The organism is Burkholderia arboris (genome assembly GCF_038723655.1).
In the GTDB taxonomy this organism is placed as follows: domain Bacteria; phylum Pseudomonadota; class Gammaproteobacteria; order Burkholderiales; family Burkholderiaceae; genus Burkholderia; species Burkholderia arboris.
On sequence record NZ_CP109821.1, the window covers coordinates 1,042,090 to 1,060,498 of the forward strand.

Sequence of the window (18,409 nt, forward strand, 5' to 3'; positions counted from 1 at the left end):
TCGCGCTTGGATTTATGCCAGTGGCGAATCGTTAGATTTTGTCTCTGTTGTATTAACGGCACATGCGCTGCGATGCGAGGTGTGATGGCCGCTATTGCATCCTGCGCAGTCGGCAGCGAACGGGTCGCTTGCTATACTTGCGCGCACTTTTTCCTGGACCGCGATGAGACGAACGACGCGATGGATCGGCCTCGTATGGCTGGCGCTGGTACTGAACGTACTGTCGCCCGTCGTCGGCTACGCGCGTCTTGCGTCGAGCGGCTCCGGCGCGCTCACGCTCGAATTGTGCAGTGCGGCAGGTGCGCGCCAGGTCGTGCTCGCGCAAGCGGGCGGCGACGCGGGCACGTCGTCGTTCGACCATGCCGGCGTGCCGCACTGCGTGTACTGCCCCGGCTTTGCGGCGAACCTCGCGCTCGGCACGAGCCTGCCCGAGATGCCGGGCTTCGTGCGGACGTTCGCCTATCGCGTGGCCGCACCGGCCGTTCCCGATTTTCCCCGCAAGGGCATCCGTCTCGCGCAGCCGCGCGCCCCGCCTGAAAACGCCCCGATCTGATTGATGTCGTCCGCGCGCCCCGGTGGCGTGCGAGCCGCCCGCGGCCGGGTCCGCGTGTCGCGCCGTGCGTGCGCGGTGCGCGCCCGTGTCCGGCGGCGTCCGATCACGTTTTCAGGAACTCACTCATGTCGTCTACCTTTGCCGCGCGGCCGTCGCGCGGCCGGCTCGCGCTCGCATGCGCGGCCGCTTTCGCGTGGCCGGCCGCGCACGCCGCCTCGACGGACGAGGCTCGCGCCGAGGCGGCCCGCGCGGGCGCCGATCGTCCCGCTTCCGCCGGCGTCGTCGCGCCGGCTGCACCGGCCGGCGATACGCTGACCGCCGTCAGCGTGACCGCGCAGCGGCAACCCGTCGATCCGGATACGCCGGCCGTCGTCACGTCGATCACGCGCGAGCAGATCGAGTCGCACACCAACGTCACCACCGAGGACGCGCTGAAGTACGCGCCGAACCTGATGGTCCGCAAGCGCTATATCGGCGACCGCAACAGCGTATTCGCGGGCCGCGACTTCAACGAGCTGCAGAGTGCGCGCGGGCTCGTCTATGCCGACGGCGTGCTGCTGTCGAACCTGCTCGGTTCGAGCTATGCGTATCCGCCGCGCTGGTCGCTGATTCCGCCCGACGACATCGCGCGTGTCGACGTGCTCTATGGCCCCTTTTCCGCGCTGTATCCGGGCAACTCGATCGGCTCGACCGTGCTGCTCACCACGCGCCGCCCGGAGAAGCTGGAGGCGTCGCTGTCGACGCAATTCTTCACGCAGCGCTACCACGACGGCTACGGGTTCGCGGACAGTTTCGGCGGCAATCATCAGACCGCGCGGATCGCCAACCGCGTCGGCCGGTTCTGGTTCGCCCTGTCGCTCGACCGGCTGGAGAACGACGGCCAGCCGATGCAGTATGCGAGCCCCAATTCCGCCTACAACCCGAAGCTGGGCGCCGCCGTGCCCGTGACGGGCGCCGCGACCGACATCGGGCCCAATGGCAAGCCGCGGACGATCGTCGGCGCGCAGACGATCGAGCGGACCGAACAGCTCAACGAGACGGTCCGCATGGGTTACGCGTTCACCGACCGCGTCGAGGCGACGCTCACGCTCGGGCATTGGGAAAACCACTACCGCCAGCACGGCGAAACCTTCCTGCGCGACGCGGCCGGCAATCCGGTCTACGGCGGCAACGTATCGATCGGCGGCCAGAACATGACCGTCGCGCCGAACGCGTTCGCGCCGCAGCGCGGCGACCAGGAGAACTGGCTGTACGCGCTCGGCCTGAACGGCCGGCTCGATTCGGGCTGGCGGCTGTCGGGCGTCGTGTCTGCATACGATGTGTCGCGCGACGTGCTGCGCGCGGCGTCGACCGTGCAGGGCGGTGCGGGCACGCTGTTCCAGGGCGACGGCACGGGCTGGCGCACGCTCGACCTGAAGGCCGAGGCGCCGGAGGTGAAGGGCCACACGTTCACGTTCGGCTATCACTACGACAACTACTTCCTGCGCAACGTCACGTACAACACGGCCGACTGGCTGGCCGGGCCGAGCACGTCGCTCGCGAGTGTCTATCGCGGCGATACGCGCACGCAGGCGCTGTTCGGGCAGGACGCGTGGCGTTTCGCGCCGGGCTGGCTCGCGACGCTCGGGCTGCGCTACGAGCGCTGGGATGCGTATGGCGGCGCGCTCGGCAATTCGGGCGGCACGCTGGGTTACGCGGACCGCGGCGCAAACGCGCTGTCGCCGAAGGTCGCGCTGCAATGGGATGCGACGGACGTGTGGCGCTTCCGGCTGTCGTTCGCGACCGGCACGCGGTTCCCGACGGTCGGCGAGCTGTTCCAGGGCACGATCTCGAACAACGCGATCGTCAACAACAACCCGAACCTGCGGCCGGAAAAGGCGATCGACTGGGACTTCACGGCCGAGCGCGACGTGGGCGTCGGTGTCGTGCGCGCGAGCGTGTTCCAGAGCGACCTGCGCGACTCGATCTACAGCCAGACGACGGTGTCGGGCGCGACGACCGTCACCAACATCTCGAACGTCGACCGCGTGCGCGTACGCGGCGTCGAACTCGCGTTCAGCGGCGAGAACGTCGGGCTGAGGGGGCTCGCGATCGACGCGAACGTGTCGGCAAGCAATGCGCAGATCCTCGCCGATGCCGCGAATCCGGCCTACGTCGGCTCGCGCTTCCCGCGCATTCCGCGCATGCGCGCGAACCTGCTCGCGTCGTATCGCTTCGACGAGCACTGGCTCGCGAGCGTCGGCGTGCGCTACTCGGGCCGCCAGTTCAACACGCTCGACAACAGCGACGTGAATCCGGATGTCTACGGCGGCACGAGTTCGTTCACGGTCGTCGACCTGAAGGCGCGCTACCGCCTCGATCGTCACTGGAGCGCGTCGCTCGGCATCGACAACCTGACGGACCGCCGCTACTACGTGTTCCATCCGTATCCGGGCCGCACCTTCTATGGAGAATTGAAATGGTCGCTGTGAAGTCGTTCGCGGCAGGCTGCGCGCTGTGGCTCGCGGTGCTGACGCCGGCCGGCGCGCATGACGCGCATGACGCGCACGATGCGTCGAAAGCCGCCGATCCGCATGCCGCGCACATGAACATGCAGGCCGCGCCTGCCCAGCAGAAGCAGCCGCTCGCGACGGGCGCCGCGTTCGATGCGCGTCACCGGCTGTGGGTCGCGTGGGTCGAAGGCGCGCATGTCGTCGTCGCGCATTCCGACGACGCAGGCCGCACGCTGTCGGCGCCTGTTCCCGTCAACGCGATGCCGGAGCCGGTCTACACGAGCGCCGAGAATCGTCCGAAGATCGCGACGAGTCCGGACGGGCGTGCGGTGTACGTGTCGTGGTCGATGCCGCTCGATGCGCCGTACACGGGCATGGTGCGTTTCTCGCGCTCGCTCGACGGCGGCGCGACGTGGAGCGTGCCTGTTACCGTGCACCGTGACCGGCAGGCGATCACGCACCGCTTCGACATGATGGCCGTCGATCCCGCCGGCAACATCGCGATTGCATGGATCGACAAGCGTGATCTCGTCGCGGCGAAAGCGGCGGGGCAGGCGTACGAAGGCGCGGCCGTCTACTACGCGGTGTCGCGCGACGGCGGCGCATCGTTCGAACCCGAGCGCAAGGTGACCGATCACACGTGCGAATGCTGCCGGATCGCGATGGCGATCGATCCGGCCGGGCGCATCGAGGCCGTATGGCGCAACGTGTTCCCGGGGCAGATTCGCGATCACGCGCTCGCGGTGCTGCCCGTCGTGGCGTCGGAGCAGGTCGTGCCGGTGCGCGCGACGTTCTCGAACTGGCATGTCGAGGCATGCCCGGAGCACGGGCCGGCACTGGCCATCACGCCGGACGGCACGCGCCACCTCGCATGGTTCGGCGTCGTCGACGGCCGGGCCGACGTGTTCTATTCGCGCATCGGCGCCGATGGCCAGCCGCGCGGCACGCCCTGGGCGTTCGGCGCGAATCCTGCCGCACCGGGCGAGCAGGCGTCGCATGCGGCGCTCGTCGCGCGCGGCGACGTCGTTTGGCTCGCATGGAAGGCGTTCGACGGCGACACGATGCAGATCAAGCTGCGCCGGTCGGACGATCGGGGCGAGCACTGGTCGGCGCCGCGCGTGATCGCGTCGACGTCGGGCGCGAGCGACAACCCGCAACTGCTCGACGATGCGGGCCGCCTCTATTTGTCGTGGCGCACGCGTAACGACGGTTACCGGCTGATCGCGGCGGAGGGGGCGCAATGAAGCGGCTGATTGGGTTGATCGGCATCGTGCTCGCGAGCATGCCCGCGTGGGCCGGCGGCGAACTGCAGCCGCTGCGCGCGGCCGACGTCGCGCGGTTGGTTGCAACCGCGCACGAGCGGCCGCTGGCGATCGAGATCTGGTCGCTCGATTGCGGATACTGTCGCGAGAACGCCGCCCATCTGGTCGCGTGGCAGCGCCGTCATCCGGACGTGCAGCTCGCGATGGTGGCGATGGATGCGTATGACGACAACGGTGCGGCGATCGCGCAGGCGCTTGCGCAGATGAACCTGCCGCCGCAGGTTGCGCAGTATGCGAACGCGGAACCGATGCCCGAGCGTTTGCGCGCGGCACTGGATGCCGGATGGCGGGGGGAAATGCCGCGCACCGTGTGGATCGGGCGCGATGGCGCACGCGAGGCGCGCAGCGGATTGCTGACGGCCGACGTGCTCGATGGCTGGTTGCAGCACGCGAAGCGTTGAACGCGCGGGGGGCGCGCGGCGAACGGGCCGCGCGCCGGCCTGATGCGAAAACGCGCCCGAAGGCGCGTGGAGAGAAGCGTCAGGCCGCTCGCTTGAATAGCCGGATCACGAACAGCAGGATCACCGCGCCGACGACCGCGACGATCACCGAGCCGATGAAGCCGCTGCCGACGCTGATGCCGAGTATCCCGGCGAGCCAGCCGCCGATCACCGCGCCGACGATCCCGACGATGATGTCGACGATCAGCCCGAAGCCGCCGCCCTTGACGAGCAGGCCGGCAAGCCAGCCGGCGATTGCGCCGATGATGAGCCACATAATCAAGCCATGAGTCATGGTGGTCCTCTCCTTGGGTTGAGTCGAAATGACCGGACGCCGGCTGTCGCGCCGCAAGCTGGTTGAAAGCGGCGTGCGACCCGCCGCGCCGCCCACGCAATGTAACGCGATAGGCGGGTCAGAATCGTTAAGTAATGTTATGCACCCTTAAGCGGATTTTCCAGGGAATTCGTCTGGATACGGCGCGGTTCGTGCGGGGACGATGCGCGACGAAATGAATCTGTAAGAAATGGCTGCCGTCGAAGTGCGTCGGTCACGCGTGTGACCGCCCGTGCGTTGTTGCCGGCAGGTGCGCGTCGGGCAGACCGTCGCCCGCATCGGCGATCAGTCGCGCGACAGTTGCGGCATCGCCGATCGCTTCGATCGACAGCAGTGCGAAACGGGCGAGAAAGAGCGACGCATCGGCTTCGCCGATCCGGGTCATCGTGTGGCACAGGTCGGTGTAGAGCGTGTCGCGTTCGGTGTCGGTCATCATGCGGTCTCCTGACGATCGGTTTCGGTTTCGGTGGATGTGCGCGGATGGAGCGCATGATCGAGTGCGGTGGCCAGATCGTCGGCATGCGCGTCGTGCCAGCGGCCGAGCACGTGCCCGTCCGGACGGACGAGATAGACGGTGCCGTTGCGTGCACCGTACAGGGCGAACAGCCTGCCGTCGTCGTCATGGCCGCTGCACGCCGGGTGCCGTGGTGCAGCATGCCGCGCGAGCGTGACGAGTGCGAACGGCACGTGCGCCTCGTGCAGGCGTTGCTCGAGCGCGGCGAGCGACGGATCGGGTACGCCATCGCTCGTGAAGCAGAACGCGGTGAAGCGTGGTGCGACGAGATCGGTCAGGTGGCCGCGGCGTGTGTCGTCGCCAGGTGCCGCATACAGCGTCAGCGGACATTCGGCGAGTACCGTGCCGGGTGCCGGGCCGGCCGCGAACGTGTCGCGTTCGGCTGCGTTGAGCGGTGACGCCGCATACGCGATGGCCGATGTCTGGCGCGGATTGATCAGCGAACGCAGTGCCGGATGCCGGACCGCGAGCGTCAGCACGGCCTTGCGCATCAGTTCGAATGCAAACGACGGCGGTGCCATGAACTCGGTGCTCTTCGTGCCGTAGCGCAGGTTCTCGTGCGTCGCGAATACGCGCTCGTCCGAGTAGCTGTCGAGCAGGGCGTCCGACGCGATGCCGCGGATCACGTACGCGAGTTTCCACGCGATGTTGTCGGCATCGTCGATACCCGAATTCGCGCCGCGCACGCCGAAGATCGGCACGAGGTGCGCGGCGTCGCCGCAGAACAGCACGCGGTCGTGCCGGTAGCGTTCGAGCGTCAGTGCGTTCGCCTTGTAGATCGTGATCCAGATCGGCGACCATGCGCCGCGCTCGCCCATCATGTCGAGCAGGTTCTGCACGCGCGGGATCACGTTCTCGGGCTTCACGGCCGCCTCGGCATCCTCGTCGTCGCGCAACTGGTAGTCGATCCGCCACACGTTGTCGGGCTGCTTGTGGACGAGCACCGTCGAGCCCGGGTTCGACGACGGATCGAAGTACGCGAGGCGCTCGGTGGGCCGGTCGCTGTCGAGCGCGATGTCGACGATCACGTAGCGGCCCTCGTAGCTCGTGCCCTGGAGCGACAGGCCGAGTGCATCGCGCATCGTGCTGCGTCCGCCGTCGCACGCGACGACCCGGTCGGCATCGAGCGCGTAGCCGCCGAGCGGCGTGTCGACGTCCAGGCGCACGCCGTCCGGTTGCCGCGTCACACCGGTGACCTTCGTCTGCCAGCGGATCTCGATGAGATCGGGGCGGCGGCGCGCGGCGTCCAGCAGGAACTGCTCGATGTGATACTGCGCGAGGTTCACCATCGGCGGCAGCTTCTGGTTCCCGTCCTGCGGCATCGTGAAATGCAGGACTTCATCGCGACGGTAGAAGCTGCGTCCGCCGGTCCACGGCAACCCGACGCGCAGGAAATCGTCGAGCGCGCCGAGCCGTTCGATGATCTCGAGGCTGCGGCGCGAGATGCAGATCGCGCGGCTGCCGTGGCAGACCGAGTCGTCGGCTTCGATCAGCACGCTGCGGATGCCGTGATTCGCGAGGCCGAGCGCGACGGCGAGACCCACGGGGCCGCCGCCGACGATCGCAACGCGATGCCGGTGCGTATCGATGCCGTCGACGCAATCCGGCAGATGCGCGGGATGGCGCTCGGCGACGAACGGATAAGGTTTGAACGTGATGCTCATCGTTGGCTTCCACCGTGGTCGGGTTCGATGCGCACGCATCGATCGACGCGTGCAGCAGGTCGATGCAGTATGAAAGCCGGTCGTGCCGCCGGTGTCCCCATTTCGGGTACGGCGAAACACGGCGCGCGTGGCCGCGCTACGCCCGGCGCGAACGGAAACGCGTCAGGGCTGCAGGCACAGCGCAAACAGCTCGCGCTGGCTCGAAATGCCGAGGCGCCGGTACGCGCGCTTCTGGTAGGTGACGACGCTCGATGCCTTCACGCCGATGGTCTCGCCGATCTCGTGCGCGGTCTGGCCGTCGAGCACGCCGCGCAGCACGTCGAGTTCGCGCTTGGACAGGTCGGGGCACGCATGACGCAACCGCGCGAGCATCCGTTGCGGAATGCCGATCTGCGTCGCGCCGGCGAGCGCGTAGTGATGTTTCGCGGCCTGGGCGATCAGCGGCGCGAGTGTTTCGATCGCCGCGATCTCGCGCGGCTGGAACGCGCCGCTGCGATGCGCGCGGTACAGGTTGATCGACAGCCACGTCGCATCGTCGGGCTGCATCAGCAGCGCCAGCCGGTCGGATACGTCGGGGCCGCGATAGCATGCCGCGCGATACGCTTCGTGATCGATCTCGTCGCCGGCCTGCCGGTGCAGCAGCAAGTCGTGCCGGTGCGTGCCGCGATGGGCGGTCGATACGATCTGCTGGTTGCCGTCGAGTGCGTAGAAGTGCCGCGCGTAGGTGTCGGCGACGTCGCGCAGGTAGCGGCCGCCGCGACGATCGGCGACCGAGATCGTGCGCGGACGATTGCCGAACTCGTACGCGAAGATCGTGCATTGCGTGATCGACAGTGCATCGTCGAACAGCGTCAGGACTTCGGCCGCGAATGCGTTCGGCTCGCTGCCGCCGATCGCGGCGACGAGCCGCGTCGCGCGGGACACGTCCAGCTGTGCGTTGAGAGTCGGTCGCTCGAGACGCCAGGTGCGCATGATGCGGGGAAGGGGCGGAATGGTCCGGCGATTGTAATCGGCGGCACGCGGCGCGTGAGTCGGGGGATGCCCGCAAGCGGGGTGAGGCGGGGAAGGGCGCGCACGATTTCGGCGCCGGAAAAGAGAAAAGGTCTGACAAGCGATGCTTGTCAGACCTTTATGTCTTGGTGCCGGAGATAGGAGTCGAACCTACGACCTTCGCATTACGAATGCGCTGCTCTACCAACTGAGCTACACCGGCAGCAGAGAAATGAAATTATATGGTGAAATCCGAGATCTTGGCAATAGGTTTTGCGAACTTTTTTTCAGCTTGCTGCTGCTGCTTCGCGAAACCCTCGATCCGGCGGACTTCCCGCTTTCACTTCACTGTGATGCGACCGGTCAGGGCCACATCAAGAGGCGCGATTGTACTTGTGCATCGCACCTCCGTCTAGTGCTGCAGTGCAATTATTTTGCTTCGTCGTGATAGCCGGTGACGCGCTCGACTTCGTTCTTCGAGCCAAGGAACACGGGCACGCGCTGGTGCAGGCCCGTCGGCTGCACTTCCATGATGCGCTGCGTGCCGGTCGTCGCGGCGCCGCCTGCCTGTTCGACGATGAACGACATCGGGTTCGCTTCGTACATCAGGCGCAGCTTGCCCGGACGATCGGGCGTGCGCTTGTCGGCCGGGTACATGAAGATGCCGCCGCGGTTCAGGATCCGGTGCACGTCGGCGACCATCGATGCGATCCAGCGCATGTTGAAGTTGTCGCCGCGCGGGCCGTCCTTGCCGGCGTTCAGTTCGTCGACGTAGCGCTTGACCGGGTCGTACCAGTGGCGCGCGTTCGAGGCGTTGATCGCGTATTCGCGCGTGTCGGCCGGGATCTGCATGTTGCTCTGCGTGAGCACCCACGAGCCGACTTCGCGGTCGAGCGTGAAGCAGTTCACGCCGTTGCCGGTCGTCAGCACGAATACCGTTTGCGGGCCGTAGACGGCGTAGCCGGCCGCGACCTGCTGCGTGCCGGGCTGCAGGAACGACTCTTCGGTCGCCTGCTTGCCGTCCGGGCAGCGCAGCACCGAGAAGATCGTGCCGATCGACACGTTCACGTCGATGTTCGACGAGCCGTCGAGCGGATCGAACACGAGCAGGTATTCGCCGCGCGGATAGTTCGCCGGGATCGGGAAGAACGTTTCCATTTCTTCCGATGCCATCGCGGCGAGGTTGCCGCCCCATTCGTTCGCGTCGAGCAGGATTTCGTTCGACAGGATGTCGAGCTTCTTCTGCACTTCGCCCTGGACATTCTCGCTGCCGGCAGTGCCGAGCGCTTCGCCGAGCGCGCCTTTCGACACGTTGTAGCTGATCGCCTTGCACGCGCGTGCGACGACTTCGATCAGCAGGCGCAGGTCGGCGGGGAGGTTGTTGGTCTCACGTTGCTGTTCGATCAGGAACTTCGACAGCGTGGTGCGGCGGGCAATGGACATGACAGACTCCAAAAGGCCAAAGAGAATCCTTGAATGGCCGCAATTTTACCTGTCGCGCCTCCCGTGCCGCCGGCTTTTTTCGTCCGGTTACATCGCCGGGCGGCCGAACCGGCCGGGTTTCCGGCGGCACCGGCGGGCGGGTCGCGCGTCGCAGCGCCGGCCGGCCGTGCGGTCAGACCCCGTGACCGAGCCCGGTTTCAGCCGCGCTCGCGCAATAAAAAAGCCGGCGCCGCATCAGGCGGCACCGGCTTCATCGCGCGAATGCGACGCGAGCGGCGGCGTTACGCGAGCGCCTTCTCGACGATCTCGCGCACGTCGCGCGACTTCGCGCCGGCCGCGACCTGCTCGAGCGCTTCGCGCATCCGCTCGCGCAGTGCCGGCGTGAAACGGCGCCACAGTTCGAGCGAGCGCGCGAGGCGTGCCGCGACCTGCGGGTTGATCGCGTCGAGCGCGAGCACCTGTTCGGCCCAGAACGCGTAACCCGAGCCGTCCGCCGCGTGGAATTGCGCGGGGTTGGCCGCGCAGAAGCTGAAGATCAGCGAGCGCGCGCGGTTCGGATTCTTCAGGTTGAACGCCGGATGCGCGAGCAGCTTGCGCACTTTCGCGAGCGTCGGCTGCGCGGGCGTGCCGCGTTGCGCCGCCTGCATCGCGAACCACTTGTCGATCACGAGCGCTTCCTTCTCGAAACGACGATAGAAATCGTCGAGCGCCTGCTCGGCCGGCCCGCTCGCGCCCGCGGCGGCGGCGGACAGCAGTGCGCCGAGCGCGGCCGCGCGATCGGTCATGTTGTTCGCCGCGTCGTACTGCGCGGTTGCGAGGCGCACGGCATCGGCCGGATCCTCGAGTTCGGCGAGATACGCGAGCGCGAGGTTCTTCAGCGCGCGGCGGCCGGATGCCTCCGGCGTCGGCTCGTAGGCGCCGGGCGTCTGGTGCTGCTCGTACGCGGCGAGCCAGTCGGCGCGCAGCGCGGTCGCGAGCTGGCGGCGCACGAACTGGCGCGCACGATGCACGGCGGCCGGATTGGCTTCGGCCATCTGGTCGGCGAGATAGGTTTCCGACGGCAGCGTCAGCGCGAGTTCGCGGAACGCCGGCGACAGCGTCGCGTCGGTCAGCACGCGGCGGAACGCGGCGACGAAGTTCTCGCCGAGCACGAGCGGCTCGTTCGCGGCGGCACGCGCGGCGAGTGTCAGCAGCGCGCGCGTCGCGAGGCGCTGGCCGGCCTCCCAGCGGTTGAACGGATCGCTGTCGTGCGCGAGCAGGAACGCGAGATCGTCGTCGCTGTAGTCGTACTCGACGATCACCGGCGACGAGAAGTTGCGCAGCAGCGACGGCAGCGGCGCCTCCGGCACGTCGACGAACGTGAAGGTCTGCTCGGTGTCGGTGAAGTCGAGCACGCGCGTCGTGCCCGATGCGGCGGCTTCGCCGTCGAGACGCAGCGGCAGGTCGCGGCCGTCGCGGCCGATCAGGCCGATCGCGAACGGGATCAGCAGCGGCCCCTGCTGCGTGTCGCGCGCGGCCGGCGACGCGTCGCCGTAACCCTGCGCGAGCGTGACCGTGTAGCGGCGCGCGGCCGCGTCGTACGCGGTGCGCACCGATACGCGCGGCGTGCCGGCCTGGCTGTACCAGCGCTCGAACTGCGCGAGGTCGCGCCCGTTCGCGTCGGCCATCGCGTGACGGAAGTCGTCGCAGGTCACCGCGTGGCCGTCGTGACGCTTGAAGTACAGGTCCATCCCCTTGCGGAAGCCGTCGCGGCCGAACAGCGTCTGGTACATCCGCACGACTTCCGAGCCTTTCTCGTAGACCGTCATCGTGTAGAAGTTGTTGATCTCGACGTAGCTTTCCGGGCGCACCGGGTGCGCCATCGGGCCGGCGTCCTCGGCGAACTGCAGCTGGCGCAGCACGCGCACATCCTCGATGCGCTTGACCGCGCGGGCCGCCGATTCGACGTCGTCACCCGCGGCCATGTCGGCCGAGAATTCCTGGTCGCGGAACACCGTCAGGCCTTCCTTCAGGCTCAGCTGGAACCAGTCGCGGCAGGTCACGCGGTTGCCGGTCCAGTTGTGGAAGTACTCGTGGCCGACCACCGATTCGATGTTCGCGAAGTCGGTGTCGGTCGCGGTCTCTGGGTTCGCCAGCACGTACTTCGTATTGAAGATGTTGAGCCCCTTGTTCTCCATCGCGCCCATGTTGAAGTCGCCCACCGCGACGATCATGAAGCGGTCGAGATCGAGCTCGAGGCCGAAGCGCTTTTCATCCCAGCGGATCGAGTGGATCAGCGAATCCATCGCGTGACGCGTCTTGTCGAGATCGGCCGGCTCGACCCATACCTGCAGCAGCTTTTCCTTGCCCGAGCCGGTCGTGATCTTCTCTTCGATCGCGACGAGCTTGCCGGCGACCAGGGCGAACAGGTAGCTCGGCTTGCGGAACGGGTCTTCCCACTTCGCGAAGTGGCGGCCGTCGGGGAGGTCGCCCGAATCGACGAGGTTGCCGTTCGACAGCAGCACCGGGTACGCGGCCTTGTCGGCACGCAGCGTCACGATGTACGAGGCCATCACGTCGGGGCGGTCGAGGAAGTAGGTGATGCGGCGAAAGCCTTCGGCTTCGCACTGCGTGAAGAAGTTGCCGCTCGACACGTAGAGGCCCGACAGCGTCGTATTCTGGTCGGGTGCGCACGCGCTTTCGAGCGTCAGCTCGAACGCGTCGGGCACGTTCTCGACCGTCAGCCCGTGTTCGTGCGCGCGTACCGCACCGTGCGGCGCGCCGTTCAGCCAGGCGCCGAGGCATTCGAGCGCTTCGCCCATCAGTTCCAGGTGCGGCGTAGGCGCGGCATCCGGATTGCGGCGCACGCGCATCGTATTCCTGACGATCGTGCGGGCCGGCGCGAGATCGAATTCGAGCGCGACGGAATCGATGAGGAAGGCCGGCGGCGTGTAGTCGGCGCGGCGGATCACGGTGGAGGAGGCGTTGTCGGACATGGTCGTCGAGATCGGTGGAGTGGGGGACGGGCCCGTTGCGCGGGCCAGGCGAACCGGGCCATTGTACAAAGGCTTGCGGCCGCGTGCCGGGCGAACTTTTTACCGCTTTCGGCAGTCCGCGTATTATCGGCATCCCGTTACGGTTCGCGCGGTGCGACGAACGGGTGACGGATCGACGAGGATCAACATGAAACGCGATTGGATTATTCGCGGTACGGGCTGGGCGGCGGCGCTGTGCGTGGCGCTGCTGACGGGCTGCACCAGCTATGTGACAACCCAGGTCACGGCCTTCTCCGACTGGAGCGGCAGCGACGCGACACGCACCTATGCGTTCACGCGCACCGATGCGCAGAAGAACAGCATCGAGCAGTCGACCTACGAGCCGATCGTCGCGAACGAGCTGTCCGCGTATGCGTTCCGGCAGGTGCCGCCGGCGCAGGCGCGCTATCTCGTCGGGCTGACCTATGCGGTCGGCAGCGATCTCGTGACGGTGCCGCAACCGGTCTACTACGATCCGTGGTTTGCGCCCGGGCCGTACTGGCGGCGCGGGCCGTGGGGCCCCTGGGGCCCGTGGGGGCCGATGCCGGCCGGCTATGTCGCGCAGACGTACCAGGTGTTCGACTACACGCTCGGGATCCGCATCACCGAGCGCGCGACGGGCAAGGAGGTGTACAACGTGTCCGCGCGCACGACCGGCGACAACGGCACGCTGCTGTATGCGATGCCGTTCCTCGCGCGCAGCGCGCTCGCCGATTTCCCGCTGTCGAACGGCGCGGTCCGCTCGGTCCGGCTGCCGGTCGACAAGCGCGGCGGGCCGGCGGCGCCGGCCGCCAACGAGCGCGCGGTGCCGGCTGCACCGGCGTCGGGCGCGGCCGTCGCGAAGTAGCGCAGTATCCCGCTCGGCGCGGCCGTCCGGCCGCGCCGGCCATTCCCCTCCGTCAGACCCCGATACCCAGCAGCGCCAGCGCGCCGAGCACGACGAACAGCACGGCTGCGATCCCGTGCACGAGCTTGGTCGGCAGGCGGTGCGCGAAGCGGTCGCCGAGCAGGATCGCCGGCACGTTCGCGAGCATCATCCCGAGCGTCGTGCCGGCCACGACGCCGATGTAATCCTGGAAGCGTGCGGCCAGCGCGACGGTCGCGATCTGCGTCTTGTCGCCCATTTCCGCGAGGAAGAACGCGACGAGCGTCGCGCCGAATACGCCGAGCCGCGAACGGTTGGCGTTGGCTTCGTCGGCATCGAGCTTGTCGGGCACGAGAATCCACAACCCCATCGCGATGAACGAGAACGCGAGCGCCCAGCGCATGATCGACGGCGTGACGAGCGCGCCGAGCCATTCGCCGAGTGCGCCTGCGAAACCGTGGTTCACGAGCGTCGCGACGAGCACGCCGAGAATGATCGGCACCGGCTTGCGATAGCGCGCGGCCAGAACGAGGGAAAGCAGTTGGGTCTTGTCGCCGATTTCAGCGAGGGCGACGGCGCCGGTGGAGATCAGGAAAGCTTGGGACACGGATGGGGTTCCACGGGCCGATGTTGTGCGTGCGAGCGACGATCCACGCCGCGCCGGGCCCTGATGCGGCGCGCTGTGAACCATCGGTCTCGCCAGGCCAACGTGGCTGCGTCCGCCATGGCCAAACGGCCAAGTCTGTTGACGGACGCCTCCGTCACGATGCGCGCCGGGGGCGCGGGACATCGAGCGGAGCGGCTACTCCCCAATGAGCGGCGAATTCTAGCACGGCGGATTGCGTGCGGGAAAGCGGCCGGGCCGGTGTGGGGCCCGATCGGCGTGTGGCGCGTCGGGCTGCCCGGCAAGCGCGGCGGCGAATGCGCCGCGCCTGCCGGGGCAGCGTTCCGGCACGCCGCTACCGTTACGCGGTGGCCGCGCGGCGCGCGGCGCCGCGCTCGTGGACGAGTTCGCCGGCTGCGTAGGTGCGGTACACCGCGCGGTCGTCGCCGAGCAGCGCGAACGCGAACAGCAGTTCCTCGAGTGAATCCGCGCGCTTCGTGCGACGCGCGAGCAGCGGCGTGGCCTGCGGGTCGAGCACGACGAAGTCGGCTTCGGTGCGCGGCTTCAGCGTGCCGACCGTGTCGGCGAGGTCGAGTGCCTGCGCGGCGCCGGCCGTCGCGAGCCAGAACATCCGCGTGGCGGTCAGGTGGTGGCCCGACAGCCGTGCGACCTTGTGCGCCTCGTTCATCGTCTGCAGCATCGAGAACGACGTGCCGCCGCCGACGTCGGTCGCGAGCGTGACCGGCACGTCGTGTTCGCCGGCCTTGTCGAAGTCGAACAGCCCGCTGCCGAGGAAGAAGTTCGACGTCGGGCAGTGCGCGACGACGGTGCGCGTCTCGGCCATCCGGCGGCGGTCCTCGTCGTCGAGGTGGATGCAGTGGCCGTACACCGCGCGCGGACGCAGCAGCCCGTAGCGGTCGTAGATGTCGAGATAGCTGCGATGGCCGGGGAACAGTTCGGCCACCCATTTCACCTCGTCGACGTTTTCCGCGACGTGGCTCTGCACGAACACGTCCGGATGGCGGCGCGCGAGTTCACCGCACGCCTCGAGCTGCGCCTCGGTCGACGTCGGCGCGAAGCGCGGCGTCAGCGCATACATCTGGCGGCCCTTGCCGTGCCAGCGGTCGATCAGCTCGGCGCTGTCGTCATAACCCGATTGTGCGGTGTCGCGCAGGAACTCGGGGCAGTTGCGGTCCATCAGCACCTTGCCCGCGATCATCCTCAGGTCTCGCGCGTCGCTCGCCGCGAACAGTGCATCGGCCGACTGCTTGTGCACCGTGCAGTAGACGAGCGCGCTCGTCGTGCCGCACGCGAGCAGTTCGTCAACGAAGAAATCGGCGACTTCGCGCGCATGCTCGGGATCGCCGAACTGGCGCTCGGTCGGGAACGTGTACTTGTCGAGCCACGGCAGCAGGCCCGGCGCCGGCGACGCGATCATGTCCGTCTGCGGATAGTGGATGTGCGTGTCGATGAAGCCCGGCACGATCAGCTTGTCGCGCAGGTCGTGGACGACCGCGTCGCGCGCGAGCGTTGCCGCGAGTTGCGCGTACGGGCCGGCCGCGACGACCTTGCCGTCGGCGACGATCAGGAGGCCGTCGGTCTCGTAGTTCGCGGCCTGGCTCGATTGCGCCGGGTCGCCGTTGAAGGTCAGCAGCTGGGAACGGAAAGCGGTTTGCGTCATGACGAATGGTCCTGCATCAAGGTAAGGCGAACAGAAGAAAGCGATCGACGCCGCACGGGGGCGGGACGGTGCTTCGCGAGCGGTGGCGGCACGCTGCGTGCGGCACGACCGGAGGCGATTGCGCGGGCGAATGCGGCGGCCGAAGCCGCCAGCCAGTGGTTGCCGGCTAACCTCGCGACCGTTGCGCTCGCGACCGATGCGGCGGCGAACGGAACGGCACACCGCGACGGCAGGCACCGGCGAGCGACGACGCATAGCGCCGTCGTCACTCGCGCACGCACGCGAGCGGCCCGGCGCAAGGCCGGACCGGTGGTCGCGAGGCGGATGCCGTTGCCGTGTCTCATCTGTCTAGCGTTCCTCGATGCGGGCCGTCACGCGGCCTGCCAGTACGCGTCGAGGCGCGCGTACAGTGCGTCGCGCTGCGCCGGTTCGATGAACGACGCCTCGAAGCCGTTGCGGATCACCGCGTGGACTTCCGCATCCGTGAGCTGCAGCCCTTCGGCCGTCGCGAAGTAGTTTTCATTGACGTAGCCGCCGAAATACGCCGGATCGTCGGAGTTGATCGTTACCGCGACACCGCGGTCGAGCAGCGCCTTCAGCGTGTGCTTCGCCATGTCGTCGAATACGCACAGCTTCAGGTTCGACAGCGGGCAGACGGTCAGCGCCGTGCGCGTTTTCGCGAGGCGTTCGACGAGTGCGGCGTCTTCGATGCTGCGCACGCCGTGGTCGATCCGGTCGACCTTCAGCACGTCGAGCGCTTCGTAGATATAGGCCGGCGGGCCTTCCTCGCCTGCGTGTGCGACGAGCTTCAGCCCGAGTGCGCGCGCCTTTTCGAACACGCGTGCGAACTTGGTCGGCGGATGGCCGAGCTCGGACGAGTCGAGGCCCACGCCGATCAGCCGGTGGCGATAGCGCTCGAACAGCGGCAATGCGGATTCGAACGTCGCGAGCGCATCCTCTTCGGACAGGTGGCGCAGGAAGCACAGGATCAGCTTGCTCGACAGCCCGCGCTGCTCGGCATCGGCGAGTGCGCGCTCGATGCCCGCGACGACCGTCCCGATCGGCACGCCGCGCTCGGTGTGCGTCTGCGGATCGAAGAACAGCTCGGTGTGGACGACGTTGTCGGCGAGCGCGCGTTCGCAGTACGCGGCCGTCATGTCGTAGAAATCCTGCTCGGTCAGCAGCACGCTCGCGCCGGCGTAATAGATGTCGAGAAACGACTGCAGGTCGGTGAACGCGTACGCCGCGCGCAGCGCGTCGATCGAGTCGTACGCGAGCTTCACGCCGTTGCGCTGCGCGAGCGCGAAAATCAGTTCGGGCTCGAGCGAGCCTTCGATATGGATGTGCAGCTCCGCTTTCGGCGCGCGGGCTATCTTGTCCTTGAATGTCGGGGTCATGGCGTCGTTCTTGGTCGGTCAGTAGGTAGGGGAAGCCTGCGCGGACGCATTCGCCTCGACGGCCTGCAGCAATTGCGCAGCCACCGAGATCGCGATCACTTCGGGCGCCTTGTCGATGATGCCTTCGACACCGATCGGGCAGCGCATCCGCGCGACCTGGGCCGGGTCGATGCCGATCGCCGCGAGGCGATGATCGAACTGCACGCGTTTTGCGTGCGAGCCGGTCATCCCGAAGTACGCATAGTCGCCGCGTCGCAGGATGCGCTCGGCCAGCACGAAATCGAGCGCGTGGTCGTGCGTCATCACGACGAAGTAGGACTGCGGCGGCGCTGCGTCGACCGCGTCGGCCGGGGCAGCGGCCGCGTCGATCGCGAGATTGCCGATGCCGGCGAGCGCGTCGGCTGGCGGGAACACCGCATCGGGCCCGTCGATCCAGCGCACGTGGCACGGCAGCGTCGCCAGCACCTTCACGAGCGCGGTGCCGATGTGCCCGGCGCCGAACAGCATGACGGGGAACGCATACGGCGCGATCGTTTCGGTCATCAGCGATACGCCGCCGGTTTCCCACAGCAGGCAGTCGGCATGCGCGGCTTCCGATTCGGGCTCGCTCAACAGCGGCGCGCCCGGCGAGGGGCCGAATGATACGCTACGCACGGTCGCGGTGCCGGCCGCGACGCGCTTCGAGAGCGACATGATCCAGCCGAGATCGCCGACGTCGAGCCGCTCGAACGCGAGCACCACGGCGCCGCCGCAGCACTGGCCGAGACTCGGACCGAGCGCGAGCCGCTCGAGCCTGCGTGCGTGCGGCACGTGCGCGCCATCCTTCAGCAGATGCCGTGCAATCTCGATCGCCTTCCATTCCAGATGACCGCCGCCGATCGTATGGCGGGCCGTGTCGCGCGTGACGAGCATCTTGGTGCCGGCTTCGCGCGGCGCGGAGCCGTCGGTATGCGCGACCGTCACGAGCACGGCCGCTTCGCCGTGCGCGAGCAGTTGCTGCAGATCGCCGAGCCAGGCTTCCATCAGCACACCCCGTTCGGAACGACGCGGCACGACACGCGGCGCGGGCTGGCGGGCGTGGCAATGACGAGGACGG

The 18,409-nt window shown here is 67.9% G+C and carries 15 protein-coding genes, 1 tRNA gene and 1 riboswitch; of the genes, 5 read left to right on the plus strand and 11 right to left on the minus strand.

Features of this window, described 5'->3' with window-relative positions; translation table 11 throughout:
* The first annotated feature begins 163 nt into the window (after positions 1–163).
* The 4 genes from OHZ10_RS04960 (at position 164) to OHZ10_RS04975 (ending at position 4,768) form a co-directional block, all read left to right on the plus strand.
* Entirely contained in the window at positions 164–553 is a 390-nt protein-coding gene (locus OHZ10_RS04960) for a DUF2946 domain-containing protein (protein ID WP_059235564.1), read from the plus strand.
* Between the two features lie 125 nt (positions 554–678).
* Positions 679–3,024, plus strand: a complete 2,346-nt coding sequence (locus OHZ10_RS04965) for a TonB-dependent receptor (protein ID WP_342703819.1) — start codon at positions 679–681, stop codon at positions 3,022–3,024.
* Positions 3,012–4,289, plus strand: a complete 1,278-nt coding sequence (locus OHZ10_RS04970) for a sialidase family protein (RefSeq protein ID WP_342703820.1) — start codon at positions 3,012–3,014, stop codon at positions 4,287–4,289. Before OHZ10_RS04965 ends, OHZ10_RS04970 begins: the two co-directional genes overlap by 13 nt.
* Positions 4,286–4,768 (plus strand): TlpA disulfide reductase family protein, encoded by a 483-nt coding sequence (locus OHZ10_RS04975; protein WP_340623897.1) that lies wholly within the window; start codon positions 4,286–4,288, stop codon positions 4,766–4,768. The genes OHZ10_RS04970 and OHZ10_RS04975 overlap by 4 nt, the downstream gene beginning before the upstream one ends.
* A gap of 79 nt (positions 4,769–4,847) precedes the next feature.
* Here OHZ10_RS04975 and OHZ10_RS04980 read toward each other — a convergent pair whose 3' ends face one another.
* The 7 genes from OHZ10_RS04980 to pepN all read right to left on the minus strand — a co-directional run bounded on the left by OHZ10_RS04980 (position 4,848) and on the right by pepN (position 12,727).
* Positions 4,848–5,102: a GlsB/YeaQ/YmgE family stress response membrane protein gene (locus tag OHZ10_RS04980; protein WP_059235555.1), complete on the minus strand. Its 255-nt coding sequence runs from the start codon at positions 5,100–5,102 to the stop codon at positions 4,848–4,850.
* A 253-nt stretch (positions 5,103–5,355) separates the two neighbouring features.
* Complete coding sequence (locus OHZ10_RS04985; protein WP_256085679.1) at positions 5,356–5,577, minus strand: hypothetical protein; 222 nt, start codon at positions 5,575–5,577, stop codon at positions 5,356–5,358.
* Positions 5,574–7,319, minus strand: a complete 1,746-nt coding sequence (locus tag OHZ10_RS04990) for an FAD-dependent oxidoreductase (RefSeq protein ID WP_256085680.1) — start codon at positions 7,317–7,319, stop codon at positions 5,574–5,576. Before OHZ10_RS04990 ends, OHZ10_RS04985 begins: the two co-directional genes overlap by 4 nt.
* A gap of 162 nt (positions 7,320–7,481) precedes the next feature.
* Positions 7,482–8,291 carry a helix-turn-helix transcriptional regulator gene (locus OHZ10_RS04995; protein ID WP_174993456.1) on the minus strand — a complete coding sequence of 270 codons (810 nt, stop codon included), beginning with the start codon at positions 8,289–8,291 and terminating at the stop codon, positions 7,482–7,484.
* A 165-nt stretch (positions 8,292–8,456) separates the two neighbouring features.
* A tRNA-Thr gene (locus tag OHZ10_RS05000) sits at positions 8,457–8,532 on the minus strand.
* Between the two features lie 206 nt (positions 8,533–8,738).
* Positions 8,739–9,752: a class 1 fructose-bisphosphatase gene (locus OHZ10_RS05005; RefSeq protein WP_006485729.1), complete on the minus strand. Its 1,014-nt coding sequence runs from the start codon at positions 9,750–9,752 to the stop codon at positions 8,739–8,741.
* Positions 9,753–10,033: 281 nt separating this feature from the next.
* A complete protein-coding gene (gene pepN / locus OHZ10_RS05010) occupies positions 10,034–12,727 on the minus strand; it encodes an aminopeptidase N (protein WP_256085681.1) in 2,694 nt (897 codons plus the stop codon).
* Between the two features lie 187 nt (positions 12,728–12,914).
* On the opposite strand from pepN, the gene OHZ10_RS05015 reads away from it, so the two are divergent.
* Positions 12,915–13,613 carry a DUF4136 domain-containing protein gene (locus tag OHZ10_RS05015; RefSeq protein WP_342703826.1) on the plus strand — a complete coding sequence of 233 codons (699 nt, stop codon included), beginning with the start codon at positions 12,915–12,917 and terminating at the stop codon, positions 13,611–13,613.
* Positions 13,614–13,665: 52 nt separating this feature from the next.
* Here the strand turns inward: OHZ10_RS05015 and OHZ10_RS05020 are convergent, their stop codons facing one another.
* From OHZ10_RS05020 to xdhC, 4 genes are all read right to left on the minus strand, one after another.
* Positions 13,666–14,238 (minus strand): TMEM165/GDT1 family protein, encoded by a 573-nt coding sequence (locus OHZ10_RS05020; protein ID WP_174993458.1) that lies wholly within the window; start codon positions 14,236–14,238, stop codon positions 13,666–13,668.
* A gap of 94 nt (positions 14,239–14,332) precedes the next feature.
* A riboswitch (yybP-ykoY riboswitch) is annotated at positions 14,333–14,454 on the minus strand.
* A gap of 142 nt (positions 14,455–14,596) precedes the next feature.
* On the minus strand, positions 14,597–15,916 hold the full coding sequence (guaD, locus tag OHZ10_RS05025; RefSeq protein WP_059235542.1) for a guanine deaminase: 1,320 nt from the start codon (positions 15,914–15,916) through the stop codon (positions 14,597–14,599).
* 371 nt (positions 15,917–16,287) lie between these two features.
* Entirely contained in the window at positions 16,288–17,313 is a 1,026-nt protein-coding gene (locus tag OHZ10_RS05030) for an adenosine deaminase (protein WP_059235539.1), read from the minus strand.
* Positions 17,314–17,331: 18 nt separating this feature from the next.
* Positions 17,332–18,336: a xanthine dehydrogenase accessory protein XdhC gene (xdhC, locus tag OHZ10_RS05035; RefSeq protein WP_342703830.1), complete on the minus strand. Its 1,005-nt coding sequence runs from the start codon at positions 18,334–18,336 to the stop codon at positions 17,332–17,334.
* Between the last annotated feature and the right edge of the window lie 73 nt (positions 18,337–18,409).